This is a genomic window from Rhodococcus sp. JG-3, from assembly GCF_000482405.1.
Taxonomy (GTDB): domain Bacteria; phylum Actinomycetota; class Actinomycetes; order Mycobacteriales; family Mycobacteriaceae; genus Rhodococcoides; species Rhodococcoides fascians.
This window is the reverse complement of the sequence record NZ_KI519398.1, coordinates 4,364,014-4,389,366: the sequence shown is the minus strand read 5'-3', so window position 1 is coordinate 4,389,366 and position 25,353 is coordinate 4,364,014. Positions and strand designations below refer to the sequence as shown.

Sequence of the window (25,353 nt, the reverse complement as noted above, 5' to 3'; positions counted from 1 at the left end):
TTCCGAACCCGGAAGCTAAGCCCTCCAGCGCCGATGGTACTGCACTCGACAGGGTGTGGGAGAGTAGGACACCGCCGAACACAACATCCCAAAATCCCCCTGACCTCACGGTCAGGGGTATTTTGCATTCGAAACCACTACCCACACAGCACGATCGAAAGAACGCGTGCGCACTGTGTACCGCGCTGGATTCGTGTGGCACAGTCGTGTTCGATGAAACTTCCCGTCGACGGCCAGCGCGTCCACAAGGTTCTGCTCGATTTCGATCTGACCATCGAATTCGACAGCGGTGCCACTGTCGCGTTCAGTGAAGTCGTCGTAGATGATCTTGTCGTCGACGAAGACAATCAATTCGAGGGACTCAGGGCGTTCGCCGTGTTGCTCGGTCTCGTCTGCGATGATGCCGAGTTCGACGAATCCGGTGTTCTCCGTCTGACATTCGACGGACGGACGCGAGTTGTGGCCCATCCACGACCCGAGGTCGAGTCGTGGGAATTCTGTGCGGCCGACGGGTCGACCGTGCTGTGTGGTGCCGAGGGCACCGTCGAATCGTGGCCGGCACCGCCGCACCGAAGCGACGAAGTATCCACTCGGGAGGGTCTGCCCTCGATCGGTGCGACCGTCGTTCGGATATCTACCGGCGACGATGCTTCAGTAGAATTCTCCGACGGAACTTGCCTGAATTTCGATCTACCGCTCGACGCGGGTTACTTGGTGCTTCGGGAGAGCGTTACTGTCAGTTCCGACGCGGGCGGGGACTGGGTCGTCGAGTTGTCGTCCGGGCACGTCATCTTCTACCGACCACGCACCACATAGGGCTTGCCGAACTGAGTTGCGACCCCGTCCGAGTACAGCACCGAGTCGGGTGTTCGAGTACAGACCCCCGGTAGACCCGCAGCCTCAACCAACTGATCCGAGCAGTGGGTCAGTTCCGCGTCCACCAGGGCCCAATGTCGATGCACGTTCGGCACGTACAGCAGGCGTCCGCCCAGCGCGGTGTGCAGTCCCCAGCGTGCGGTGAGGAAGACCGCCAGCGGGTCGTCGGACATGTCGCGTGTGCCCCGGACGATGCCGAAGTCCGTCGTCGCACCGCGTTTCGGCGGTGCCAGCCGCCGGCTTCGGTAGGAAATTGCTCGCTTGTCGTCGTCGATATCGATCGATGCCCACCGGTAGGGGATACGTGCGGCATTGGTGCCCACGACGACTGCGAGTCGGGTCGCCTCGAGGGAGCGAAAGACGACACCGCGTCGGCCTTCTGCGTCGATCGAGTACAGCCGTACATTGATCTCGCCGAAGGTCCCGAAGTACGGCACCGGGTGCCGATATCCGAGACCAGCACCGACCATGTGGAACCCGATGAGACCGACCCACGACGAACCGTCGAACTCGTCCGGTACGCACCCGTCCGGTAACAGCGGCGCTACAACCGAACTCGGTACTCGCCAGTGTAGGAAGACGAGTCGTTCCCACCGCTGGTCCATCAGAATCGGACGAGGCAACAGCGGTGGCCGGGGCCAGAGGCGTCGGGCATCGTCGCGGTTCATGTATTCGAGGGTAGGCGCGCCACGTCAGGAGGCGGTGAATCTGGCGTGCACGCTGGCGGAGATCGTGATGTTCTCGGGCTTCAGGGCGAACGCGGCGGGCCCGGATTGTGCGGCAAGCATGCGGTGGGTCGGCTCGGTGACGCCGCGTTCGGCAGACCCCGTCAGCAGTCCGGGATCGGCAACGGCCACGGCCGTCACATTCACCCTTCCCAGGCTCGACGCATAGGCCTCTGCCTTGGACACAGCATCCTGCACTGCACGTTCGCGGACCTCATGGGTGTGGGCTTTCCTGCTCGGTTCGGTGAGGTCCCAGTCGAAGTGGTCGATCGAGACCCCGTCGAGAGCGGATGCCGCGTACACGAAGGCATCCACCAGGTCGAGTTGGCTGAACTTCACTTCGACGGACGCTTCGGCCTGATAGACGTACGGAAGTTGTTCGCCGTCCTGATTGAACGGGCGGTGACGGGAACGCCGAACCTGATCGATGGTCCATCGATCGATCGGCCCGTGTTCACTGTTGTAGAGGGGTTCGATGAGGCGAGTGAGCTCACGTACGAGTTGCCCCGCCGGCTCCGACGCGGACTCGGCGCTGCGGCCGTCGGTACGCACCGTCAGGGACAACGTGCATTGTTCGGGTGGGTAGGTCACCTCGCCGTGACCGACGACGGTGATGTCGAGTGCTTCCGGGCTCATGGCGTCCAGTCTGGCATCCGGGCACGGAGATTCATCGAATCTCAACACTGCTGGCCGACGCGTCAGGTGCGGAGGACAATCGGGTCATGCTCCCTGTTCTCGATCTCGAGTCGTCCGAACACGACCCACAGACCTTCCGACGAGCTCTGCGCGAGGCAGCCCACGACTCGGGGTTCTTCTACCTCGTCGGACACGGCATCGGCACCGACCGGATGGCCGACGTGTTGCGTTCGGCGCGGGCATTCTTCGCGGTGCCCGACGCCGTCAAGGACGAGATCAGTCAACTGAAGAGCCCACACTTTCGCGGCTACTCGCGAGTGGGCGGCGAGCTGACCAACGGTCGGGTCGATTGGCGCGAGCAGATCGACATCGGTCCCGAGCGGCCGGCGATCGAGCATGCGCAGGGCTACTGGAATCTGCAAGGACCGAACCTGTGGCCGTCCGAGCCCGAGGGCTTCCGCGAGACGTTCGAGCAGTGGGAGCGATCGGTGTCGCAGATCGGACTCGCGCTGCTCAGACATTGGGCGGCCTCTCTCGGCGCGGACGACCACGTGTTCGACGACGCGTTCGGCACGGCGCCGGCAACGTTGATGAAAGTCGTGCGCTACCCGGGGACGCCGGATCACTCACAGGGTGTGGGTGCGCACAAGGATTCTGGGGTGTTGACGCTGCTCCTGGTCGAACCCGACTCGGCCGGTTTGCAGGTGGAGACGACCGCGGATAGCTGGGTCGATGTGCCGCCTCTGGAGGGCGCATTCATCGTCAACATCGGTGAGCTGCTGGAAGTGGCGACGGGCGGCTACCTCCGCGCGACGCGGCATCGGGTGATCGCCCCCGGGCCGGGTACCGACCGGGTATCGGTGCCGTACTTCCTCAGTCCCGCACTCGATGCCGTCGTACCGATCATCACGCTGCCACCGGAACTGGCACGGCACTCACGTGGCGTCGAGGACGATCCCGCCAACCCCATCTACGACACCTACGGGGCGAACGCCTGGAAATCCCGTACGCGCGCACATCCCGACGTGGCTCTGTTACACCACGGCATCGTTCCCGCCGGGCACAGCTCCGCTCAGTGACGCTGGCTGCGACCCTCATTCGAGGCGCGCCATTGTGCCCAGGCACCGGTGCACCACAGCGCCCACACGATCAGAAGGGGTTGGAACAGCAGTCGGATGCCGCGTGCGGCATCCGAGTCGAGACCGAACGCGTCGGTGTGCGTGACGAATTGAGAGATGTTTCCTGGGAAGACGGCGACGAAGAAGGCGGCCACCACCCATCCCACGAGTGCTGAGCGAGCAGTCCAGAACAGGAGAGCAAGACCGAGAACGATCTCGACGACGCCCGAAGCCAGGACGACGAAGTCGGTGTCGACGGGCATCCATGTCGGTACCTGGGCCGCGAAGGTGCTGCGTGCCCAGAACAGATGGCTCAGACCGGCGAAGACGAGAAATGCTCCCAGCACGATCCGGCCGATGGTCCGAGATATCGATTTCGTCATTGCGCCATGAGACACCACGGGCACACTGGTGACCATGACCGGGACCACCACGACCGAGCATGCGTCGACCGATGCCACTCGGCGGCGCTGGGTACTGCACGTCGATCTCGACCAATTCATCGCAGCGGTCGAGGTGCTGAGGAACCCCGACCTCGTGGGCAAAGCCGTCGTGGTCGGCGGCAGGGGAGATCCGACCGAGCGTGGGGTGGTGTCGACGGCGTCCTACGAGGCGCGGGCGAAGGGCGTCGGATCCGGAATGCCGCTGCGGATCGCAGCGAAGAAGATTCCCGACGCCGTCTTTCTTCCCGTCGACAAGCCGGCATACGACGAGGCGTCGGCGACGGTGATGGACACGTTGCGTTCCCTCGGGGTGGTGGTGGAGGTGATCGGCTGGGACGAGGCCTTCCTGGGCGTCGAGACCGACGATCCGAGGACATTCGCCAGGACCGTGCACGACGCGGTGTTCGATGCGACCGGGCTGCATTGCTCGGTCGGGATCGGGGACAACAAGCTTCGAGCGAAGATCGCCACCGATTTCGACAAGCCTCAGGGTATCTACCAACTCACCCAGGACAATTGGTACGAGGTGATGGGAGAGCGCGGCACCGATGCGCTGTGGGGAATCGGCAAGAAGATCTCCACCCGGCTTGCTGCACTCGGTATCACCACCGTCCGTGAATTGGCCGATGCGGACGACGCAGACCTTGCCGCGGCGTTCGGGCCGAAGATCGGGCCGTGGCTCGGTACGAAGGGTAGGGGGATCGAGCTGTCCCCGGTGACATCCGAACCGTGGGTCGCGCGATCTCATAGTCGGGAAGTCACGTTCCAGACCAACGTCGCCGACTGGACCGTGATCAGGGACGAGGTCGCGAATTTGACGTCGAAGGTGCTCGCAGACATCGAAAGCGAGAACCGACCTGCGGTCCGCGCAGCATTGAAGATCCGGTATGCCCCGTTCGAGACGCATACCGTCAGCGCGCCGATCGCGGGCCCGCCAACCTTCGATGCAGCGACTCTCACGTCGGCCGCGGTGGCCCTGGTGGACCGGCTCGACCACAGTCGAGAGGTTCGCTTGATCGGTGTGCGACTGGAAATGGTTCCGCCGCAACCGAAACCAGCGTCCTAGGTCACTTTCGGCCGGCAGCCCACTTCATTCCCCAGCCGTACTTCTTGTCGAGATCGGCTTGGCTGCCCTGGATGTACTCCACCTCGCGCGTCACGGTGATCCCGGCGGACGTGTTCTGCAGCAACGCGATCGAGCAGATCCGTGCCGAGTTCTCGGCCGAGTCCAGGCGAACCTCCACCTGTGGACCGCTGGTGGGGTACAGGGTCACCACGCCGTCGACCGCAGCCCAGTTGGGCGCGCCGTCGTAAATCATCGCGAAGATCAGAATGCGTGTGAATTTGTCGGGGTCGGCGAGATTGATGTGCATGTTCTCTCCGCCGCTGACCGAGCCCGAGCGGTCGTCGCCGTCGAGCGCGATGAACGGCGGCTGCTGCAACGACCCGAAGCTGTTTCCCAGTGCCTGAATGACGCCCTTGGAACCGTCGCGCAGCTCGTAGAGGCAGCCGAGGTCGAGGTCGACCCCTCCGGTGCCGTACGACGCGGCGGCCAGCTTCGCCAGAAAGCCCTTCTTCTTCGGTTGCGCGGCAGGTGCCCCGCTCGACCAGTTGAGATTCACCCGCATCGACCCCTGCTTCTCACCGGACTTGGTCAAACTGATGGTGGGCGACGCCTTGGACAGCGTCACCTTGCTCAGGTTGACCGACGCGGCGGGCTGGGCGGGCTGGGAGGGCTTGCGGGTGTAGTCGATGGCCATCGTGGAGCCTTCCGAAACGGTCGAGTTCCGGATCGCGATGTCCGGTTTGGGCGGTCCGTCGAGAATAACCGCAACCGGGGTCGACGACGTGGGCCGGGAGTGCACTATGGAGTTCTCACGTTCGAAACCGAAAGGAACCGATGAACCCGGTCGTAGAGGTCGCGCAAGGGAAACTCAGTGGTCGCACAGTTGCGGGGGTGAGCGCCTTCAAGGGAATCCCGTACGCGGCACCGCCCTTCGGTGCACACCGCTTCCAGGCACCACAGCAACCCGAGTCGTGGGAGGGCGTCCGGCAGGCCACCGAATTCGGCCCGACGGCTCCCAAGCCCGGATTTCCCAGCCCGATCGACCAGATTCTGTCCGAGGTGGCGATCGACGGAGACGATTGCCTGAACGTGAATGTCTGGACGCCCGACGTCGAGGCTGCGGGGTTGCCGGTACTGGTATGGATTCACGGTGGGTCGTTCACCAACGGCAGCGGCGCGGTACCCACGTACGACGGCACCGCGTTCGCCCGCGACGGAATCGTGTGCGTCACCATCAACTACCGATTGGGCGTCGACGGATTCCTGGCGATCGACGGAGCGCCCGCCAACCGCGGTCTGCTGGATCAGGTTGCGGCGCTCGAATGGGTGGCCGCCAACATTGCGGCGTTCGGCGGCGACCCCGCCCAGGTGACGGTTGCGGGGGAGTCGGCGGGCGCGATGAGTGTGGGCACTCTGCTGTCGATGCCTCGCGCGAAGGGGCTGTTCCGCCGCGCCATCCTGCAGAGCGGCGGCGGGCACCATGTGCTGACGGAGGAGACCGCGAAAAAGGTGACCGCGGCGTTGGCGTCGGACCTCGGTGTGGAACCCACCGTCGACGGTTTCGGTTCGGTGCAGGTGGCGGACTTGACGGCCGCGCAGACCGCGCTGTCGAATCGTATTGCCAAGCAACCCGATCCGCGTCTGTGGGGCGAGCTGGTCCTCAACGTCATGGCGTACGAGCCGCACATCGACGGGGATGTGGTGCCGGCCCGGCCGATCGATGCGATCGCCGCCGGCTCCGCCGCAGACGTCGAGATCATGGTCGGATCCAACTCCGACGAACATGCGCTGTTCTTCGTACCCAGCGGGGTGTTCCGGCACATCGACGAGAATCTGCTGCGAATGGCCGTGGCGGGCATGGGCGCCGACGCAGACCGGGTGCTCGAGCTCTACCGCGCCGACACACCCGACGCCACCGCAGGTGAGGTCATGATGGCCGCGATGACCGACTGGTTCTTCCGAATTCCTGTCATCCGTATCGCCGAGGCTCGTTCGGGTTCCGCGACGTATATGTACGAATTCGCTTGGCCGTCACCGTCGTACGAGGGCAAGCTGGGTGCCTGCCATGCAATCGAGATCCCGTTCGTCTTCGACAACCTCGCCGAGGGCACCGGAGGGTTGCTCCTCGGGCCGAACCCTCCGCAGAAACTCGCCGACCGGACTCACCGCGCCTGGGTGGACTTTGTCACGGCAGGCGACCCGGGCTGGGCCCCGTACGGGGCGGAGCGAACGGTCATGACATTCGACGAGGTGTCGGCTTCGGTGCAGGATCCTCGTGCGGCGCAGCGGGAGCTGTGGGACAAGATCCGGTAGACGACAGCACCGGTGGTACATGCCGTACCACCGGTGCTGGGTCTCGATCAGGGACGCGGAACGTTACGCAGGTTCGACTTCGCCATCCGAACTGCTTCTCCTACACCGCCGTTGAGAACCACCTTGCTCATCGCGAGCGCGAAGCCCTTGAGCTGCTCGCCGGTGAGGGTCGGCGGCACCGACAGTGCCAGCGGATCGGTGATCAGTTGCACCAGGGCAGGCCCGTCCGTGGCGAACGCGGTTTCGAGTGCGCCGCGAATATCACCCGGCTGGTCTACGCGCTGCGCGTGAATGCCCGCAGCCTTGGCGATTCCGGTGTAGTCGACCTGTGGCACGTCTACACCGAAGTCGGGGAGGCCGTCGACGAGCATCTCGGCCTTGACCATGCCCAGGGTCGAGTTGTCGAACATGACGATCTTCACCGGCAACTTGTACATCGCCACGGTGAGGAGTTCGGAGAGCATCATCGAGAATCCACCGTCACCCGAGATGGAGACGACCTGACGGCCCGGGTGCGCGAACTGCGCCCCGATGGCGTGCGGTAGCGCGTTGGCCATCGAGCCGTGCAGCATCGACGCGACGAAAGCTCTTCTGCCGGTGGGGTTGATGTATCGGGCGGTCCACACGTTGCACATACCGGTGTCGGTGGTGAACACGGCATCGTCGTCGGCCAGATCGTCGAGCACGGACGCGGCGAACTCGGGATGGATCGGCACGAGCTTCTCGGCATTGCGGGTGTACGCGCCGACTGTCTTGCCCATCAGGTCGTTGTGCTTGTCCAACCACTTCTCTGCGTAGCGGCGATCGGTCTTGCGAGTGACCAACGGAGCCAACGCGTTCAGAGTTGCACTCACGTCTCCGTGGATGGGGTACTTCACCGAGGTACGGCGGCCCAACTTGGTCGGATCGATGTCGATCTGCGCGGTCGCGACATCCTCGGGAAGAAACTGTTGGTACGGAAAGTCGGTGCCGAGCAGGATCAACAGATCCGCGTCGTGGATACCGGCGTGCGCAGCTCCGTAGCCGAGCAGGCCGGTCATGCCGACGTCGTACGGGTTGTCGTACTGGATGAACTCCTTGCCGCGCAACGAATGTCCGACGGGAGCGCCGATGGTGTCGGCGAATGCGACGACCTCGTCATGGGCACCCTTGACGCCGTAGCCGGCGAAGATCGCGACCTTCTCGGCTTTGTTGATGGCGTCGGCCAGCTGTTGGATGTCGGCGGCGGGCGGAGTGACGACGGGAGTCGACGGAATGGCGATGGGATCCATTGCGCCGGCAGCGGACAGCTCGGCGATGTCACCGGGGAGCGTCACCACCGATACTCCGCCGCCGGTGATCGCTGCGTTGATCGCGGCGCGGAAGACGCGCGGTGCTTGCTCGGCGGTGGAGACGAACTCGTTGTACAGCGAGCATTCGACGAACAGGCGATCGGGATGCGTCTCCTGGAAGTACCCCGACCCGATCTCGCTGCTGGGAATGTGGGATGCGATCGCGAGAACCGGTGCGCCGGAACGGTGTGCGTCGAACAGCCCGTTGATCAGATGCAGGTTACCCGGTCCGCAGGAGCCGGCGCACACGGCGAGGGTGCCGGTGGTCTGCGCGTCCGCCGATGCCGCGAACGCCGCGGCTTCCTCGTGGCGAACATGGATCCAGTCGATGCCGCCCTTGGCCGACCCTCCGGTCCGACGCACCGCGTCGACCACCGGGTTGAGACTGTCGCCGACGATTCCGTAGATGCGCCGAACTCCGGCGTCGACGAGTCCGCGAACGAGTTGATCGGCCACTGTGGTGGACATAGTTTTTCTCCTCGGATGTAGTAGCGCGCCTCGGGGTCGATGTGCCCTGTGCGCATTCTCGACGCCTTCCCGGCGCCGAGGGTGTACGAAACATAGAAGTGCAGCGCGATCGCTACCGCAAGAGCAAAGCCCAGGTAGAGGCCCGACGCGATCTCCGTCACGTGGCGAAATTCCTGCCAGCACTCATCGAAGACTGGGGCTGTCCTGACGTGCTGTCTGCCGATGGCGACATTCAAATGAACAGGCTCTGTACAGGTTCATTCTTGGGATGTACGGTACTGACATGACCGAGCCCGCTATGACTCAGCGCACACCGGAACGCGCACGGCACAAGCGCCAACAGGTACTCGCCTCGCTCAAGAACACCATCGAGTCCGGCGACATCCCCTCAGGCTCGTTCTTGCCCGGAGAGAACGACCTTGCCCGCGAGTTCTCGGTCAGTCGCGGAACCATCCGATCGGCGCTCAGCGAATTGGAAGAACAGAACCTCATCCAAAAGCGAAGCGGCATAGGATCACTCGTCACCTTCGATGGTCATCAGATCGAGACTGCGGACGGATGGGCGCGGGCCCTGTCCTCCGCGGGCGTCGAGATGCACACCCGCACTCTCCGGGTCGAGCGCATCGTCGACCCCGAGTTGGCAGCCGAGGCCGGTACTTCCACGTTGAACTTCGTTGCCGTCGACCGAGTGCGGCACGTGGTCGACGGGCGACCGGTGTCGCTGGAGCGTAGCCGTGTTCCGGCGCTCGGTTCGCTTGCGGACCTGCCCGAGAACGGATTGGTAGAAGAATCGCTGACGGCAACCTTGAGGTCTGCGGGGCTCGTGGCTGCCAGCGGCGAGCAATGGGTCTCGGTGGTTCCCGTCGACGCGGCCGATGCAGCCGTTCTCGAAGTGCCGGTGGGCACCCCGTACCTGCACAGCATTCGTGTCAGTCGAGACGCGTCGGGTCGGTTCGTCGAGAAGGTCGTCAGCCTGCTCGCGCCCGACCGATTTCGGCTCCATCTCACTTTCAATTCCTGACCGATGACCCCACTCTCTGCGAGGACTGTTTCGATGTCTGCTTCACGCGATCGCGCCCTCGGGGCTTTCTATGGCCTGGCGCTGGGAGACGCGCTGGGAATGCCGACGCAATCGATGTGTCGCGGGGACATTGCTGAGGATTACGGCCAACTACGCGGATTCGTCGCCGCCGGTCCCCGTCAGCGGATCGCGCACGGCATGTCGGCGGGCTCGATCACCGACGACACCGAGCAGGCGATCATGTTGGCCCAGTTGATCATCGACGGTGACGGTAGGGTCGATCCCTCGGCTTTCGCCCGCGCCTTGATCGCGTGGGAGTCCGAGATGTCCGCGCGCGGATCTTTGGATCTGCTCGGGCCGTCCACCAAGCGAGCTGTGGAACGAATACTCGACGGCTCCGACCCGAACGAGGCGGGCAAGTTCGGCAGCACCAACGGTGCGGCCATGCGAATCACACCTGCGGCAATTGCGGCATCGTTGGACGGCGGTATCGCGCCGTTCGTCGACGCGATCTACAGTTGCAGTTTCGTCACCCACAACACGTCACTCGGAATAGCCTCCGCCGCAGCGGTTGCCGGAGCCATCAGCGCCGGGATCGCGGGTGCGGAATTGCACGAGGCGGTCGACATCGGTGTCGCCGCCGCCACCGAGGGGGCCACCCGGGGATATTGGGTCGCCGGTGGAAACATCGCAGCCCGTATTCGTTGGGCAGTCGAGCTGGTCGGCAAGTCCGCCGACCGGCCCATCACGGACACAGTGGCAGACGTCATCGGCACGTCCGTCGCGTCACAGGAATCAGTGGTAGCGGCCTTCGCTCTGGCCGTTGCGTACGACGACCCTTGGGACGTCGTACTGGCAGCCGCCACCATCGGCGGCGACACCGACACGATCGCAGCAATAGCCGGCGCAATTCGCGGTGCCGTCGGCGGCCTGGCAGCGTGGCCCGGCGAAGCGATACGAACGGTAACCGACGTGAACAAGCTCGATCTGGAGCCCATCGTCGACCGACTGCTTGCTCTCCGTAACACGAACTGACACAGTTCGACTCACCCTTGGAGCACAACCATGACCTCATCCGCTTCCACGTCTGCATCGGACACGACAGTCGACGTATTGTCCCTGGAAACTCGGGGGATCGAGCCAGTCCCGGACGACGAGCGCAACGGTAATCCGCTGCAGTTGTTCTGGGTGTGGTTCGCCGCGAACATTTCCATTCTCGGTCTACCGCTCGGGGCTACCCTGGTGGTCTTCACCGGTCTGAATATCTGGCAAGCATTGATTGTCGCCCTGGTGGGCGCGGCGGGTTCGTTCGCCATCGTTGGAATCGTGTCGATTGCCGGTAAACGTGGCGGGGCACCGAGTCTCACGTTGTCGCGAGCCACCTTCGGGGTTCGCGGAAACATCGGCCCCACACTGGTCTCGCTGATGTCGCGACTCGGCTGGGAAACCGTCAACACCACGACCGCGGCATTCGTGTTGCTGTCGATCTTCACACTGATCTTCGGTGGATCCGGCGTCGCGAAGGATCATGCCGTCGTCACGATCGTCTCCATCGTCGTCTTCATCGTGCTCACACTGGTGGTCAGCGGTCTGGGGCATGCGGCGATCCTCGTCATCCAACGCTGGTCCACGTGGATTTTCGGTGCGCTGAACATCTTCGTCGCAATCTTCCTGATCGCCACCGTCGACTGGACTGCAGTGACCAGTACCCCGGCCGGATCCATCAGTGCGATGGTCATCGGTGTCGGAACCATAGCTGCTGGAACAGGTATCGGTTGGGCGAATGCCGGAGCCGACATGTCGCGATATCAACGAAAGAGTGTGGGAGCCGGCTCGTTGGTGCTGTCCAGCGCGGCCGGAGCCGGAATTCCCCTCGTTCTGCTGATCGGACTCGGCGCGCTGCTGTCGGCAGGCGACAACAGCCTTGCGTCCGCATCGGATCCGGTTGCGGCAATCCGAGAAATTCTGCCGGCCTGGATGGCCGTTCCGTATCTGATCACCGCATTCGGCGGATTGCTGTTGTCCAACCATCTTTCGGTGTATTCGGCCAGTCTCACCACGTTGACCCTCGGTTTCCGGATCAAGCGGGTCTATGCGGTCGGAGTCGACGTCTTCGTCACGTTCGTCGGCGCCATCTATTTCATGCTGATCTCCGACGGCTTCTACGGACCGTTCATCACCTTCATCTCGGTTCTCGCCGTACCTCTGACGGCATGGCTCGGTGTGTTCATGACGGACATGATCAAACGGAAGACGTACGACGCGGCATCGATCATGAACGTGGGCAACACCAGTCGCTACTGGTACACCGGCGGAGTCAACTGGTACGCCTTCGCGAGCTGGGCGGCGGGAATCGTGGTGGGCTTCCTGTTCACTGCGATCACGGTGGACGGCGACGTGATCTACACCGGACCGCTGTCCGGCAGCTGGATCGGTGACAACGGACTCGGCTGGGTGGCGTCGTTCGTGATCGCCGCCGGGCTCTATCTCGTCACCGGTGGAGCGCGGCGGACCGAGACGGTCTCTCGGTGAGTCCGCGACTGATCCATACCGGTCAGGTGATCGTCGACGTGGTGATGGCCGTACCCGAAGTGCCGGTTCCGGGAGGTGACGTCGTAGCGACGTCACTGAACGAGACCGCGGGCGGTGGACTCAACGTGATGGTCGCCGCGATTCGTGATGATCTGCCGGTGATCTTCGCCGGCAGATACGGGTCCGGTCACTATGGTTCGATCGTCCGCGAAGCTCTGTCCGCCAGCGGTGCCCGCATAGTCAATACCGCACCGTCTGAACAGGACTCGGGGTTCTGTATCGCCCTCGTCGATGCGAACACCGAGCGCACGTTCGTGACCTACCCGGGGGCCGAGGCGGAACTTGGTGTCGGGGACCTCGAGGCGGCAGGGGTGCGGAGTGCAGACTTGGTGTACGTCACCGGCTACGGGCTGGCGCACGAGAGCAACGCCGCAGCATTGACCGCGTGGCTGCCGACGCTTCCCGCGGACGTCACGGTGCTGTTCGATCCGTCTCCATTGATCGCCACGCTGAACCGCGACGTGGTGGACGCCGTTCTCGCCCGTGCCGACGTCGTGAGCGTGAATCTACGCGAGGGCATGCTCATGACGGATGAGGTCGATATCGATTCCATCGCGGCCGAATTGGTGACGAGGGTGCGGCCCGATGCGGCGGTGGTACTCCGTACCGGTCCGGACGGTTGTCGAATCGCGGGCGGTAGACGGACGTCGCAATCGGTTCCGGGGTTCGAGGTGCAGGCGGTGGACTCGAACGGCGCGGGCGATGCTCACGCCGGGGTGTTGTTGGCAGGGCTGTCCCGTGGGCTCGGTCTGTACGACGCGGCGCTGCGGGCCAATGCTGCTGCAGCACTTGCGGTCACCGAGCGAGGACCGGCGACGGCTCCGCCTCGGTCACGTACCGACGCGTTGATCCGCGGTCGTCCTCTCGACGGGTGAGAGACGACTCCGTCCTGGAACCGTCGAGTCGCGCACGACGAGGGTCGGTGTCAACGCCATCGAGGACACCGGAAGTCCATGGGTGACCGCCAGCAGCATCTCTGCTGCGCGCGTGCCGATTTCGCGGTGTGGGCTGTGAATCGTCGTCAACGGAACGGTCAACTCGCTGCAGATCGAGATGTCGTTGTAGCCGACGACGGCTACGTCGCGTCCTGGCTGCAGACCCGACTGACGCAGCACGCCGAGCACTCCGATGGCGCTGAAATCGTTGGTCGCGAAGATCGCCGTCGGGGGAGTCGGCAGCGACAGAAGGGCGCTCGCCCCGCGCCTTCCGGCATCGGGATCGAACCCCTCTTCCCGTACGTACTCGTCCGGAACGTCGATGCCTGCGTCGCGGAGGGCAGCGCGGCAGCCCTCCAAGCGGTCGATTCCGGTGCTGGCCCACGCAGGGCCGGACACGATCCCCACTCGGGTGTGGCCCAGTCCGGCCAGGTGCTCACCGGCGAGGTAGCCGCCCCGATGGTCGTCGCACGTCACGGAGGTCATGCCCGGGTATCTGCGGCTGATGAGCACGAACTTGATCCCTCGGCGCTGGAGGTTTTCGAGGTTCTCGCTGTCGAGGCGAGCATCACCGAAGATGAGGCCGTCGACGTTGCGGCCGAGCAACAGGTCGATGCGTCGACGCTGCTGAATCGGATCGTCGTGGGTGTTGGCGACGAAGGTCTCGTACCCGGCACGATTCGCTGTTTCCTCGATGGCGTCGTACATCGCAGAGAGCACCACATCGGTCAATCGCGGGACGAGTACTCCGAACGCAGTGGATTTCTTGGTGGTCAAGCTCGCCGCGTTGGGGTTGGGGACGTAGTCCATATCGCGGGCCAGCTCGAACAATCGCAGATCTCCGGCGCTCGCACCTGCCGGGTCGAGCGCAACGCGTCGCAGAGCACGAGAGACGGTCGAAACATGCACTCCCGCAGCCGCTGCGACCGTTTTGAGCGTGACGCTCCCCGAACTGGTGCTGTCCACTGGCGGTTCCCCTCGATCCTCCGTCGGCGCTGCCCCGACCCCTGATGACCCCTAAGCTAGCACCGTGCGCAATCGTTTGCGCAACAAGTTGCCCCTAGGAACGGACAATAGATGACAGGTCTTGGTGGTCTCAATCCGTCGCCGACGTCACTCACGCTTGGCCTGGTTCAGCAGCAGGTTCCGCTGATCACGAGCTTGGACGATGTCGACGCGACGACCGATCGCGTGTGCAGGCAGCTGCGCGAGGCGAAGGCCGGGTTCGCGGCGCTCGACCTCGTGGTCTTCCCGGAGTACTCGCTGCACGGTCTACGCAAATCGTCGTGGGCGTCCGACGAGGTGATGTGCGACATGGACGGTCCGCAGGTGGAGCGATTGCGCGACGCGTGCCGTGAGTCGACGGTGTGGGGGTGCTTCAGCATCATGGAACGCAACCCCGGTGGAGCGCCGTTCAACTCAGGAATAATCGTCGACGATCAGGGTGAGATTGCCCTGTACGTCCGCAAACTTCACCCCTGGACGCCCAAGGAGCCTTGGGAGCCCGGCGACATCGGTCTGCCGGTCTGCCCGGGACCGAAGGGTTCGGTGCTGTCGCTGTTGATCTGTCACGACGGAATGTTCCCCGAAGTCGCCCGTGAAGCGAGCTACCGCGGTGCCAACGTGTTGCTGCGCACGGCCGGCTACAAGTTCCCTCTTCGGCAGTCCTGGCGTATCACCAACGAGGCCAATGCATTCCACAACCTGGCGTACACTGCCTCGGTCTGTTTGGCGGGGGAGGACGGCAACGGCATCCCGTCGATGGGGGAGGCGATGGTGTGCGACTACGAAGGAACGATCATCGAGCGCGGCGATTCCACACCCGATCGGGTGGTGACCGTGTCGATCGAGCCGGCCAGGGCCGACGCGGCACGTCGCGAGTGGGGAGTGGAGAACAACATCTATCAACTGGGGCATCGTGGGTACACCGCGCTCGATGGAGGGGCGCGTGACTGCCCGTACACCTACGTCCGCGATCTCGCCGACGGAACCTACCGAGTTCCGTGGGAGGACGAGGTTCGCATTGTCGACGGGTCTTCGGAGGGATACGGGCCGCCGCGTCGAGACGGTAGTCCGATCGATACGGCCAGGGCCGGGATGCGCGGCGAGTAAGGCGCAGGTTACGCAGCCGGTGCCCGTGTAACGGTGCCATTAATTGGTTTCGGATTTGTGGCCCAAAGCTCGACATCGACCGAGAAACCCCTCTATCGTCATGACAACGCAATCGGTTGCACGACCGGTTGCACAGCAAGCGAAAGAAGGCTCGTTTCGATGACTTCCCAGGTAGGCGACTCTCTGGAGCTCACGGATCGCACCCGCCACGACATCGAATCGATGTCGTCGGGGGATGTGTACAAACTGCTGTCCTGTGCGGTGCAGCCACGTCCTATCGCCTGGATCTCGACGGTCTCCGGCGACGGCGTCCTCAACCTGGCACCGTTCAGCTTCTTCAATGTCGCGTCGCGCAACCCGGCGACGCTGATGATCTCCATCGGTGAACGCATCGGATTCCCCGGAGAGTTCAAGGACACACTGGTCAACATTCGCGACACCGGCGAATTCGTCGTCAACATTCCGTCCGCGGACACCGTGGATGCGGTGACCGCAAGTTTCGCCACCGTCGATGCCGATGTCGACGAGTTCGAGCTCTCGCACATGACCGCAGTGCCGTCGGTGTCCGTCGCGGCCCCGTCGGTGCTCGAATCCCTGGTGTCTCTCGAATGTCGCACGATGCAGGAAATTGCGCTCGGCACGGACACTCTGGTGTTGGGGACCGTCACGGCGGTGACCAGCAGGCCTGGCCTGCTCACCGCCGACCTGCACGTCGATACTCTCGAACACCGTTTCCTCGGCAGACTGGCGGGCCCGTTCTACACCACCGACATGAACCGGGTGGCGCAGTGACTGCCTCGGCCCGTCTGCGCGGTGTCGACACCGAGGCGGTTGTCGACACCTTCGACATCGCTGTGGTGCAGACCGGTTCGCGGGTGGGAGCCTGGCAGCAGAACATCGACGCGGTGCGCTCGGAGGTGCAGGCTCTCGCCGCGGGCGGATCGAAGGTGATCGTTCTGCCCGAATTGTTCGCCAGCGGTTACGATCTCGACAGCATCGACACGATGGCCGAGTCCGTACCCGGTCGAACGTCGACCGCGCTCGGAGCGCTCGCCGCCGAAACCGACACCGTTCTGGTGACGGCCATCGCGTTTCGTGATGCCGACGGAATCGTCTTCGACAGCTCGCTCGTCGTGGGCCCGGGCGGCCTGATCGCTCTGGGACACAAGCGCTTTCTGTGGGACCGAGAGAAATCGGTGTTCACTCCTGGCGCTGAGAGCGGACTGCTGGTCAGCACTCCGTTCGGCACCATCGGCGTCGTGATCTGCTACGAGGCAGGGTTCCCCGAGACGGTCCGCGACCTCGTCCAGCGAGGAGCCGATGTGATCGCCGTACCGTCGGCATTCGGACACGTCCGTTTGCACGTGTGGAAGTTGCTCACCCGTTCCCGAGCACTCGAGAACGGCGTCGTCGTCGCGGCCGCCGGACTCACCGGACAGACCGGCGACGGCCCACGGTTCGCGGGCCACAGCGTCATCGTCGGACCGCAAGGACGCACCATCGTCGAGATGGACGAGAGCGTCGGATCGGTCTCGGCAACAGTGACTCGCCGTGAGTTGCTCGACGCACGCGACGAAATTCCTTATCTGAAAGACCTTGCCCGCCTGGGCGGAATCACCGAGAACGATTCAACCGAGAACCCTCACGAGAGGAACCGAGATGTTCGATCTGCGATCAGCTGATCTCCTGCGCGCGTTCACCCGTCAGCTCGAGCTGTGCAAAGTGCAGCCAGGAGAGCAGGTGGTGATTCTCGCGGAGCCTTCGAGCCGTGGGGATTACGTCTCGGCTGCCTTCGGAGCGGCTCAAAGTTTGGGGGCACAGGTACTTTCGGCCACCGTTCCCGGCGGCAGTCCGGCACCGATGCCGAGCACCCACACCGGTGCGGGCCCCGGTCTTGTGTCGGTCATGAACAGTTCGGTCGCACAGGACATGCTCAAGGGAGCTGATCTCGTGGTCGATCTGACCAGCGAGGGCTTCATTCACGCGCCTATCCAGCAAGAGATCCTGGCCGCCGGAACACGCATCATCTTCGTGTGCGACGCCCCGGACGTGCTTATCAGGAATATGCCGCAGGACGGCGACAAGGAGCGGGTCCAGGCAGGCGTCGATCTGATCCGCAACGGTTCGACCATGCGCATCACCAACGAAGCCGGTACCGATCTCACCGTGCAACTGAGCAATTCGCAGCCCGAGTTCCAGGTGGGCTTCGCCGACGACAAGGGCCGCTGGGATCACTGGCCGTCCACCATGGTGTTGTGTTGGCCGGAGATCTCGAACGGAAAGATCGTGCTGTCCGAGGGCGATATCTTGTTGCCGTTCAAGGAATACGTCCGGGACGAGACGACGCTGACGGTCACCAACGGCCACATCGACGAGGTGACCGGCGGCGGTGAAGCTGCACTGCTCAACATGTTCTTCGCCGACTCCAACGACAAGTGGGCGCGCTACCTGTCCCACATGGGCTGGGGCTTGATGAAGACCGGCGACTGGTTCGCGGCCGCGATGTACGGCAAGGACGACATCATGGGTATGGACGCGCGAGCGTTCGCCGGCAGCTTCCTGTGGTCCACCGGCCCGCACCCTGTACTCGGCCGAGACTCATACGCACACCTCGACATCGGAATGCGCGCCTGCACGGTATCCATCGACGGCATCGACGTCGTCACCGAAGGTCGATTGGTGGAGAACTGACATGGCTCCGATCGAAGTGGTCGTCGCCGGCGGCGGCCTGGGCGGGCTGACCGCAGCGCTTTCGCTGCGGCACAGAGGAATCAAGGTAACGGTACTCGAAGCCGCCGCCGAGCTCGGCGAGGTCGGAGCAGGCATCCAGACCGCACCGAACGCCAGCCGCATTCTCATCGCCCTCGGTATGCGAGAGAAACTCGAAGAGATCAAAACCGAGCCGATGGATCAGGTGCGCAGGCGCTGGGAGAACGGGAAGGTCATCGCGCTCACCGCGCTCGGCGAATACTGCAAGAAGACGTTCAACGCGCCGTACTGGCACTACCACCGCGCAGACCTGCACTCTGCCATTCATGCGCAGTGCCTCGACCCCGACGGCCCCGGCCCGGTTGTGGTGTTCGAGACCGACGCGAAGGTCGTCGAGGTCGACCGCACCGACCCGATGCGGCCCGTCGCAGTCACCGGAGCGGGACGACGGTACGAATCGGATCTGCTCATCGGAGCCGACGGAATCCGCTCGACGGTACGCGATCTCATCGGCCTGCCCGACACGCTGGTGTTCTCCGGCGAAATGGCGTATCGCGCACTCATTCCCGGCGACCGTATCGTCAAGGATCCGGCAACCCGCTGGCTCGTAGATCGCTACCAGAGCACCATCTGGTACGGACCCGACCGTCACCTGGTGCACTACATGATCCGCAACGGCGAGTACCTCAATGTCGTTGCGTTGGCACCGTGTACGGATGAAGTACGTGACGGCGGACCGCGGCTCGTCGGGCCCGAGGAACTGATGGCGACGTTCCCGGACTGGGACGACCGCGCCCACGCGATGCTGTCCAAGGCCGACGAGAACGTGCTGTGCCAGGCGCTCTACTACCGCAGACCCGACCCGCGTTGGACCGACGGCCGCGTCGCGCTGCTGGGCGATGCGTGCCACGCCATGCTGCCGTACCAGGCGCAGGGCGCATCGCAGGCAATGGAAGATGCGGCGGTGCTCGCCGAGGAACTCGCGAAGGTGACCTCGAGCGGAATCGACGACGCGTTGGCGCGCTACGTCTTTCGCCGGGCCCGGCACGCGCGGATGGTGCAGGACGCGAGCCTGCAGAACAAGACCTTCTACCACATACCCGATGGACCCGAGCAGCAGAAGCGGGACGCGACACTGGCGTCGTTCGATGGGGAGTCCGACATCTCGTACGACTGGCTGTGGAGCGGTACACCGCTCGACGACAGCGACGACGAGAAATTCCATTACTCGTTCGTCCGATGACGACCTCGGACCACAACACCGCGCCGGAGGCTGCGATGAAGACTGGTGATCAGGTAGTACAGGAGCTCCCCTGGAAATGGGGAGTGCAGGGCAAGATCTTCATCATCGGCGGGCTGGGTTACATGTTCGACGCCTGGGACGTGGCGCTGAACGGCTTCTTGACCCCCCTGCTCGGAAGTTACTGGGATCTGTCCCAGGCCGAGCGCGGTCTCGTCGCCACCGGCAACCTGATCGGTATGGCCGTCGGAGCCGTCGTGTGGGGAACGATCGCCGACCGCGTCGGGCGAAAACGCGCATTCTCGTTGACGCTGTTGATCTTTGCGCTGTTCTCGGTCCTCGGTGCTTTCGCCCCGAGCTTCGAGATCTTCATCGTTCTGCGGTTCCTCGCAGGATTCGGCCTCGGCGGCTGCATCCCGGTGGACTACGCGTTGGTCAGCGAATTCTCGCCCCGCCGCATTCGCGGCAAGATTCTGTCCGCGATGGACGTCTGGTGGCCGATCGGTGCCACCATCTGCGGCGTCGTGGCAACACTGCTCGTCCCGATCGACGGCGATGTTCGCTGGCGCTACATGCTGTTGTTCATGGTTCTGCCTGCGCTGCTGCTGTTCTGGGTCCGGCGCGGCATCCCGGAGTCGCCGATCTACCTCGCCAAGGTCGGCCGAGAAGCCGAGGCCCGCGCCGTCATCGACGACATGGTGACTCGTACCGGATCCGACGCCGTCGAGTACGTCATCGTCGCCGACACCGCTCCGAAGGGTCCGGGTGGAATGAAAGCTGCTCTGACGCAGCTGAAATCGGTGTGGCGCTACAGCCCACGTATCACTGCCGCAGCGTGGATGCTGTTCGTGTCGATCATGCTGCTGTACTACGCCGCGCTGAGTTGGATGCCGTCCATCCTGCGGGCCGAGGGCTACGGGGAATTCGCGGCCTTCGCCGGTACGACGCTCATGACCGGAGTCGGTATCGTCGGTGTGCTCACCTCCGCGTTCATCGTCGAGATCTTCGGACGCAAGTGGGTCATCGGACTGTCCGGACCGATCGCCGGCAGTGCGCTGGTCATGTTCGCCGTCATGCTCGACATTCAATCGGCAGCGCTGATCTGGCTCGGCATCTTCGGATTCGTCATCCAGCTGACCATCCCCGTGCTGTACTGCTACGTCTCGGAGTTGTACCCCACCAATATCCGCGCCTCGGGATTCGGGTACGCCTCCTCGGTCAGTCGGGTGGCGACCGGCTTTGCGCCTCTGCTCTTCGGCTCCGTCATGTGGCCGATCCTGGGTCTGCCGTTGACCTTCGGCATCGTCACCGCGTTCGTGTTGTTCGCGGTGATCTGGATGGCGTACTTCGCACCCGAGACCAAGGGCCGCGAACTCGACACCCTGGTCGACGAACCCACCGAGGTAGTCGCAGGCGAGGCTCGGGTCTGATGAAGCCCGCACAGTTCGACTACCACCGGGCGCGCGATGTCTCGGGTGCAGTGCGCCTGCTGGCCGAGCTGGGCGAGGACGCGAAGATCATCGCCGGAGGCCAGTCCCTGGTTGCCATGATGAACTTCCGCCTCGCCCGGCCCGGGCATCTGGTCGACGTGGGTGGGTTGAACACTCTGAGCTACATCCGCCGAGAATCCGACGGCCTGCACATCGGAGCGCTCACCACCCACCATGACGTCGAATCCGGCGACGTGGGAACAGACTTCGCTGTTCTACGCGATGCCATGCGGTGGGTGGGGCACTACCCGATCCGTACCCGCGGCACCGTCGGTGGCAGCATCGCCCATGCGGACGCCACCGCCGAATGGTGCTTGCTCGCCATCCTGCTGGACGCCCGCATCGTCGTCGAGAGTGTGCGGGGACGGCGCACCGTTGAGGCAGACTCGTTCTTCTTCGGGTACTACTCCACCGATCTTGCGTTCGACGAGATGATCGTCGAGATCGTGTTCCCGAACCCGGCACCGCATGCCGCAGTGACCGAATACGCCGAGCGGCAGGGAGATTTCGCGATCGTGGGCGCAGCAGTGTCCCTCGATCTCGACGGCGTGGCCGTGGTCGGCGGACGCGTCGCCCTTGCGGGGGTCGGCGCGACCCCGATGCGATCGCCCGCAGGAGAAGCCGCGCTCGCCGCCGGTGGAACGTTCGCCGACTGCGCGGACGCCGCAGCCGAAGCACTGGAACTGGAGGACGAGGGCATGTTCACCGCCGAGTACCGCCGCGCCCTGGTGCGCACGTTGGTTGTCGAAGCCTGCAGCGACGCGCTGGTGTCGCAGGGGGTGCCCACGTGAGCGTCGATCAGGTTCTCACGCCGAAATTCGTCGGTACCTCGGTCGCACGCCGGGAAGATCCACGGTTGCTCACCGGCCGTGGCAGATTCGTCGACGACATCGCGATGCCGGGCATGCTGCACGCGCAGTTCGTCCGCAGCACCGTCGCGGCCGGAGCCATCACCGGTCTCGACGTCGGTGATGTCGCCGGAGTCGAGGGAGTGCGCGGTGTGTTCACCGCGGCGGACCTGGACTTGAGGCCGATCCGAGCCGAATTGTCCCGTCCTCTGACCGAATTCGTGCCCACCGACATGCCCGTGCTGGCGCACGACGTCGTGCGCTACGTCGGTGAGCCGCTGGCCATCGTCGTCGCCGCCGACGCCTACAGCGTCGAGGACGGACTCGAAGCGGCACGAGTGTCGTACCGGACTGTCGCCGCTGTCACCTCCGCAGATCAGGCCATGTCCGAGGGCATGCCGCTGGTTCACGATTCGGTTCCGAACAACACCGTCGTGGACGTGCAGATGTTTGCCACCGACGGCATCGACGAGATATTCGACGACGCGCACACCGTGGTGTCCGTGCAGTCCAGAACCGGACGTCAGAACGCACTGCCTCTCGAGACCCGCGGATGCATCGCGTACTGGGACGACCGCGACGAGCAATTGATCGTCTACATCTGCACGCAGGTCCCACACCAGGTTCGCACCGTCACCGCGCTCTGCCTCGGACTCGACGAGCGCCAGGTGCGCGTCGTGGTACCCGACATGGGCGGCGGCTTCGGGCAGAAGTGCGTCGTCGGTCGCGAGGAAATTGCAGTCGCCGCGGCAGCGTTGAAGCTCCGTCGTCCCGTGAAATGGATCGAGGACCGCAAGGACGCACTGACGGCCTCGTTCCTGGCGCGCGAACAGCAGTACGACGTGCGGGCAGCGTTCGACTCCGAGGGACACATATTGGGCCTGGACGCGGATGTCGTGTGCGACATGGGCGCGTACTCCTGCTACCCGTTCACCGCGGGTATCGAGCCGCTCATGGCGTCGGCGGAAATGCCAGGGGTGTACCAGGTTCCGGCGTACCGGGTACGAGGGCGCTCGGTGTTCAGCAACAAGGCACCGACCGCGCCGTACCGCGGAGTGTCACGCCCGCAGTACGTGATGGTGATGGAGCGGCTGTTCGAGCGAGCGGCTCGCGAACTGGCGCTCGATGCGGTGGAGATCAGACGCCGCAACGTCATCACGGCCTTCCCGTACACCGGCGTCAACAACATCACCTACGACCCGGGCTCGTACCTCGAGGCCCTGAACCTGTGCGAGCAGACGCTGCGGGACGGCGGTTGGTACGACCTTCAGGAGCGGGCGACCGCAGATGGTCGACACGTCGGCATCGGATACTCCTGCTTCAGCGAGCGAACAGGTTACGGAAGTAGCGCGTTCGCCGCCCGCAAGATGAACGTGGTGCCGGGGTTCGACATCTCGGAGGTCAGGATGGATACTTCCGGCACCGTCGTCGTGACGACCGGAACGATGAGCCACGGGCAGAGTCACGAGACCACCATGGCGCAGATCGTCGCAGATCGTCTCGGCATCGGCGTCGAACAGGTGAAGATCGTGCAGGGCGACACCGACCGCATCACGTACGGCTTCGGGTCGTTCGCCTCCCGCTCGATCACCATCGGCGGCAGTGCGGTGGCGTTGGCGTCGAACAAGCTGGGAGACAAACTGTGTGAGATCGCAGCGCACCTGATGGAGACACGTGACGACAACGTCGAGCTGGCGTCGGGGCGTGTCCGTCAGCGCGACGACCACTCGAAGTACGTCACCTACCGGGACATCGCCGACGTCGCGTACCTCAAGGCGCAGCTGCTGCCCAAGGGGGTCGAGCCGGGGTTGTCCGCAACGGCGAGCTTCGACGTGTTCAACGACGGCACGTTCTCCAACGCCACACACGGCGTCGTCGTCGAATTACACGAGGGCACCGGGCAAGTGGAGATCCTGAAGTACGTGTGCATCGAGGACTGTGGCGTCGCCATCAACCCCAAGATCGTTGAGGGCCAGTGTCGCGGCGGGATCGCCCAGGGTATCGCGGGCGCGTTGTTCGAGCAGGTCTCGTACGACGACCACGGAAACCCACTGTGCGCGAGCTTCATCGACTACAAGGTGCCCACCGCGTGCGAGATTCCCGACATCGAGATCCACCACCTCGAAACTCCCTGCCTGTTCACCGAATCCGGGGCCAAAGGAGCCGGTGAGGGTGGAACTATCGGCGCACCGGCCGCGGTGCTCAACGCGGTCAACGATGGACTACGTTCCACCGGAGTCGAACTGAACGACACACCGATCACTCCCGTTGCTGTACATGCGGCGCTGGCGAAGGGAAGGCCATGAGCAACAAGCAACTGATCGAACTGACCGTCAACGGTACCGAGCACGAGGTGATCACCCAACCACGCCGCACCCTGGTCGACGTACTACGGCACGACCTGCAGTTGACCGGAACTCACGTGGGTTGCGAGCACGGCGTCTGCGGGGCCTGCACTGTCCTGATCGACGGCAAGCCGGCGCGCGCATGCTTGACGTTTGCCGCGCAGGTGGAGAACTCCGAGATTCGGACCGTCGAATCACTGAGCATCGACGGCGAATTGAATGATCTGCAACAAGCGTTCGCGGACCACCACGGACTGCAGTGCGGATTCTGTACGCCGGGATTCCTGATGCTGGCCGAGGGATATCTTGCCGACAATCCCGATGCCACCAAGGAAAAGATCCGCGAGGTGGTTGCCTCGAACTATTGCCGTTGCACCGGATACCAGACCATCGTCGAGGCCATCGACTCGTGCGCCGAACAGCGCCGCTGCGTCGGCTGCGCGAAAGGAGTTTCCCAGTGATACTGACCAACACCCTCGACATCGACGCGTCCGCGGACGACGTTTTCAGGCTGATCAACGACGTCGAGAAAGTGGCGACCTGTGTACCAGGGGCCGCAATCACCGGCAAGGACGGTGAGACGTTCCTCGGCGGAGTCAAGGTCAAGGTCGGGCCGATCAGCGCGTCGTACGCCGGCACGATTCGGTTCCTCGAAGTCGACGCCGAGACCCGCACGCTCACACTCGAAGCCAAGGGTGCGGACTCGCACGGAAACGGCGATGCCGAGGCTCAGGTCGATCTCGCGGTCGAGTCGATCGGTGACCGTTCGCGGTTGACCCTGAACACCGATCTGGTGATCAGCGGCAAGATCGTCTCGTTCGGCAAGGGCGCGATCGTGGCGGTGTCGAACAAGGTGTTGCAACAGTTCGCCGTCAATCTCGGTGCGTTGCTCAGTGGTTCGGCTACGGCCGATCCCACCGCGCCTGCAGCAGTGAAGACCGCTGTTCCGAGTCCGATGGGCGGCGAATTGAATGCGATGTCTCTGATGCCCGAACCGGTGCGCAAGTACGCACCGGTCGCGGGGATCTTTCTCGCCGGAATGGTCGAGGGCTGGTTGGTCTCCAGAGCCTTCGGACGTCGGTAGG

The 25,353-nt window shown here is 64.0% G+C and carries 24 protein-coding genes; 18 read left to right on the top strand and 6 right to left on the bottom strand.

The annotated features are described in order from the left end of the window. Positions 1-213: 213 nt before the first annotated feature. Entirely contained in the window at positions 214-816 is a 603-nt protein-coding gene (locus K414_RS27710; protein ID WP_051365240.1) for a DUF6188 family protein, read from the top strand. Here the strand turns inward: K414_RS27710 and K414_RS0121990 are convergent. Next, the gene (locus K414_RS0121990; RefSeq protein WP_230074967.1) at positions 795-1,544 is read right to left on the bottom strand and encodes a DUF2071 domain-containing protein; all 750 of its coding nucleotides are present in this window, start codon (positions 1,542-1,544) and stop codon (positions 795-797) included. The two genes, K414_RS27710 and K414_RS0121990, sit on opposite strands and share 22 nt — an antisense overlap. Positions 1,545-1,568: 24 nt before the next feature. Next, complete coding sequence (locus tag K414_RS0121985; protein WP_027497891.1) at positions 1,569-2,237, bottom strand: SIMPL domain-containing protein; 669 nt, start codon at positions 2,235-2,237, stop codon at positions 1,569-1,571. A gap of 86 nt (positions 2,238-2,323) precedes the next feature. On the opposite strand from K414_RS0121985, the gene K414_RS0121980 reads away from it, so the two are divergent. Further along, a complete protein-coding gene (locus tag K414_RS0121980; RefSeq protein ID WP_027497890.1) occupies positions 2,324-3,316 on the top strand; it encodes a 2-oxoglutarate and iron-dependent oxygenase domain-containing protein in 993 nt (330 codons plus the stop codon). On the opposite strand, the gene K414_RS0121975 is transcribed toward K414_RS0121980, so the two are convergent. Then, entirely contained in the window at positions 3,310-3,738 is a 429-nt protein-coding gene (locus K414_RS0121975; RefSeq protein ID WP_228139261.1) for a DoxX family membrane protein, read from the bottom strand. The two genes, K414_RS0121980 and K414_RS0121975, sit on opposite strands and share 7 nt — an antisense overlap. A 34-nt stretch (positions 3,739-3,772) precedes the next feature. On the opposite strand from K414_RS0121975, the gene K414_RS0121970 reads away from it, so the two are divergent. After that, the gene (locus K414_RS0121970) at positions 3,773-4,864 is read left to right on the top strand and encodes a DNA polymerase IV (RefSeq protein ID WP_037220458.1); all 1,092 of its coding nucleotides are present in this window, start codon (positions 3,773-3,775) and stop codon (positions 4,862-4,864) included. 1 nt (position 4,865) lies between these two features. Here K414_RS0121970 and K414_RS0121965 read toward each other — a convergent pair whose 3' ends face one another. After that, complete coding sequence (locus K414_RS0121965; RefSeq protein ID WP_027497887.1) at positions 4,866-5,558, bottom strand: Tellurium resistance; 693 nt, start codon at positions 5,556-5,558, stop codon at positions 4,866-4,868. A 140-nt stretch (positions 5,559-5,698) separates the two neighbouring features. Between K414_RS0121965 and K414_RS0121960 the strand changes: the two genes are divergently transcribed. Next, positions 5,699-7,177, top strand: a complete 1,479-nt coding sequence (locus tag K414_RS0121960) for a carboxylesterase/lipase family protein (RefSeq protein WP_027497886.1) — start codon at positions 5,699-5,701, stop codon at positions 7,175-7,177. Between the two features lie 47 nt (positions 7,178-7,224). On the opposite strand, the gene K414_RS0121955 is transcribed toward K414_RS0121960, so the two are convergent. After that, positions 7,225-8,976 (bottom strand): pyruvate dehydrogenase, encoded by a 1,752-nt coding sequence (locus tag K414_RS0121955; RefSeq protein WP_027497885.1) that lies wholly within the window; start codon positions 8,974-8,976, stop codon positions 7,225-7,227. A 283-nt stretch (positions 8,977-9,259) separates the two neighbouring features. Here K414_RS0121955 and K414_RS0121950 point away from each other — a divergent pair, with 283 nt between their 5' ends. Genes K414_RS0121950 through K414_RS0121935 form a run of 4 tightly spaced genes read left to right on the top strand, consistent with a single transcriptional unit; the run spans position 9,260 to position 13,464 of the window. Further along, positions 9,260-9,997: a GntR family transcriptional regulator gene (locus K414_RS0121950; protein WP_051365410.1), complete on the top strand. Its 738-nt coding sequence runs from the start codon at positions 9,260-9,262 to the stop codon at positions 9,995-9,997. 33 nt (positions 9,998-10,030) lie between these two features. Next, positions 10,031-11,032 (top strand): ADP-ribosylglycohydrolase family protein, encoded by a 1,002-nt coding sequence (locus tag K414_RS0121945; RefSeq protein ID WP_027497883.1) that lies wholly within the window; start codon positions 10,031-10,033, stop codon positions 11,030-11,032. Positions 11,033-11,062: 30 nt separating this feature from the next. Then, positions 11,063-12,529 (top strand): cytosine permease, encoded by a 1,467-nt coding sequence (locus tag K414_RS0121940; protein WP_027497882.1) that lies wholly within the window; start codon positions 11,063-11,065, stop codon positions 12,527-12,529. Then, positions 12,526-13,464 (top strand): PfkB family carbohydrate kinase, encoded by a 939-nt coding sequence (locus tag K414_RS0121935; protein WP_027497881.1) that lies wholly within the window; start codon positions 12,526-12,528, stop codon positions 13,462-13,464. Before K414_RS0121940 ends, K414_RS0121935 begins: the two co-directional genes overlap by 4 nt. On the opposite strand, the gene K414_RS27705 is transcribed toward K414_RS0121935, so the two are convergent. Then, positions 13,420-14,490: a substrate-binding domain-containing protein gene (locus tag K414_RS27705; RefSeq protein ID WP_051365239.1), complete on the bottom strand. Its 1,071-nt coding sequence runs from the start codon at positions 14,488-14,490 to the stop codon at positions 13,420-13,422. The genes K414_RS0121935 and K414_RS27705 overlap by 45 nt on opposite strands. A 111-nt stretch (positions 14,491-14,601) precedes the next feature. Between K414_RS27705 and K414_RS0121925 the strand changes: the two genes are divergently transcribed. The 10 genes from K414_RS0121925 (at position 14,602) to K414_RS0121880 (ending at position 25,352) form a co-directional block, all read left to right on the top strand. Continuing rightward, positions 14,602-15,636, top strand: a complete 1,035-nt coding sequence (locus K414_RS0121925; RefSeq protein WP_027497880.1) for a formamidase — start codon at positions 14,602-14,604, stop codon at positions 15,634-15,636. Between the two features lie 159 nt (positions 15,637-15,795). Beyond that, positions 15,796-16,428 (top strand): flavin reductase family protein, encoded by a 633-nt coding sequence (locus K414_RS27700; RefSeq protein ID WP_081701649.1) that lies wholly within the window; start codon positions 15,796-15,798, stop codon positions 16,426-16,428. Then, the gene (locus tag K414_RS28355) at positions 16,425-17,318 is read left to right on the top strand and encodes a carbon-nitrogen hydrolase family protein (protein ID WP_051365238.1); all 894 of its coding nucleotides are present in this window, start codon (positions 16,425-16,427) and stop codon (positions 17,316-17,318) included. Before K414_RS27700 ends, K414_RS28355 begins: the two co-directional genes overlap by 4 nt. Next, the gene (locus tag K414_RS0121910) at positions 17,296-18,327 is read left to right on the top strand and encodes a hypothetical protein (RefSeq protein WP_027497879.1); all 1,032 of its coding nucleotides are present in this window, start codon (positions 17,296-17,298) and stop codon (positions 18,325-18,327) included. The genes K414_RS28355 and K414_RS0121910 overlap by 23 nt, the downstream gene beginning before the upstream one ends. A gap of 1 nt (position 18,328) precedes the next feature. Next, positions 18,329-19,588 (top strand): FAD-dependent monooxygenase, encoded by a 1,260-nt coding sequence (locus tag K414_RS0121905; protein WP_027497878.1) that lies wholly within the window; start codon positions 18,329-18,331, stop codon positions 19,586-19,588. After that, entirely contained in the window at positions 19,585-21,015 is a 1,431-nt protein-coding gene (locus tag K414_RS0121900) for an MFS transporter (RefSeq protein ID WP_230591857.1), read from the top strand. Before K414_RS0121905 ends, K414_RS0121900 begins: the two co-directional genes overlap by 4 nt. Beyond that, complete coding sequence (locus K414_RS0121895; protein WP_027497876.1) at positions 21,015-21,866, top strand: FAD binding domain-containing protein; 852 nt, start codon at positions 21,015-21,017, stop codon at positions 21,864-21,866. Before K414_RS0121900 ends, K414_RS0121895 begins: the two co-directional genes overlap by 1 nt. Next, a complete protein-coding gene (locus K414_RS0121890; RefSeq protein WP_027497875.1) occupies positions 21,863-24,229 on the top strand; it encodes a xanthine dehydrogenase family protein molybdopterin-binding subunit in 2,367 nt (788 codons plus the stop codon). The genes K414_RS0121895 and K414_RS0121890 overlap by 4 nt, the downstream gene beginning before the upstream one ends. Continuing rightward, entirely contained in the window at positions 24,226-24,729 is a 504-nt protein-coding gene (locus K414_RS0121885; protein WP_027497874.1) for a (2Fe-2S)-binding protein, read from the top strand. Before K414_RS0121890 ends, K414_RS0121885 begins: the two co-directional genes overlap by 4 nt. After that, positions 24,726-25,352: an SRPBCC family protein gene (locus tag K414_RS0121880; RefSeq protein ID WP_027497873.1), complete on the top strand. Its 627-nt coding sequence runs from the start codon at positions 24,726-24,728 to the stop codon at positions 25,350-25,352. The genes K414_RS0121885 and K414_RS0121880 overlap by 4 nt, the downstream gene beginning before the upstream one ends. The last annotated feature ends 1 nt before the right edge of the window (position 25,353 follow it).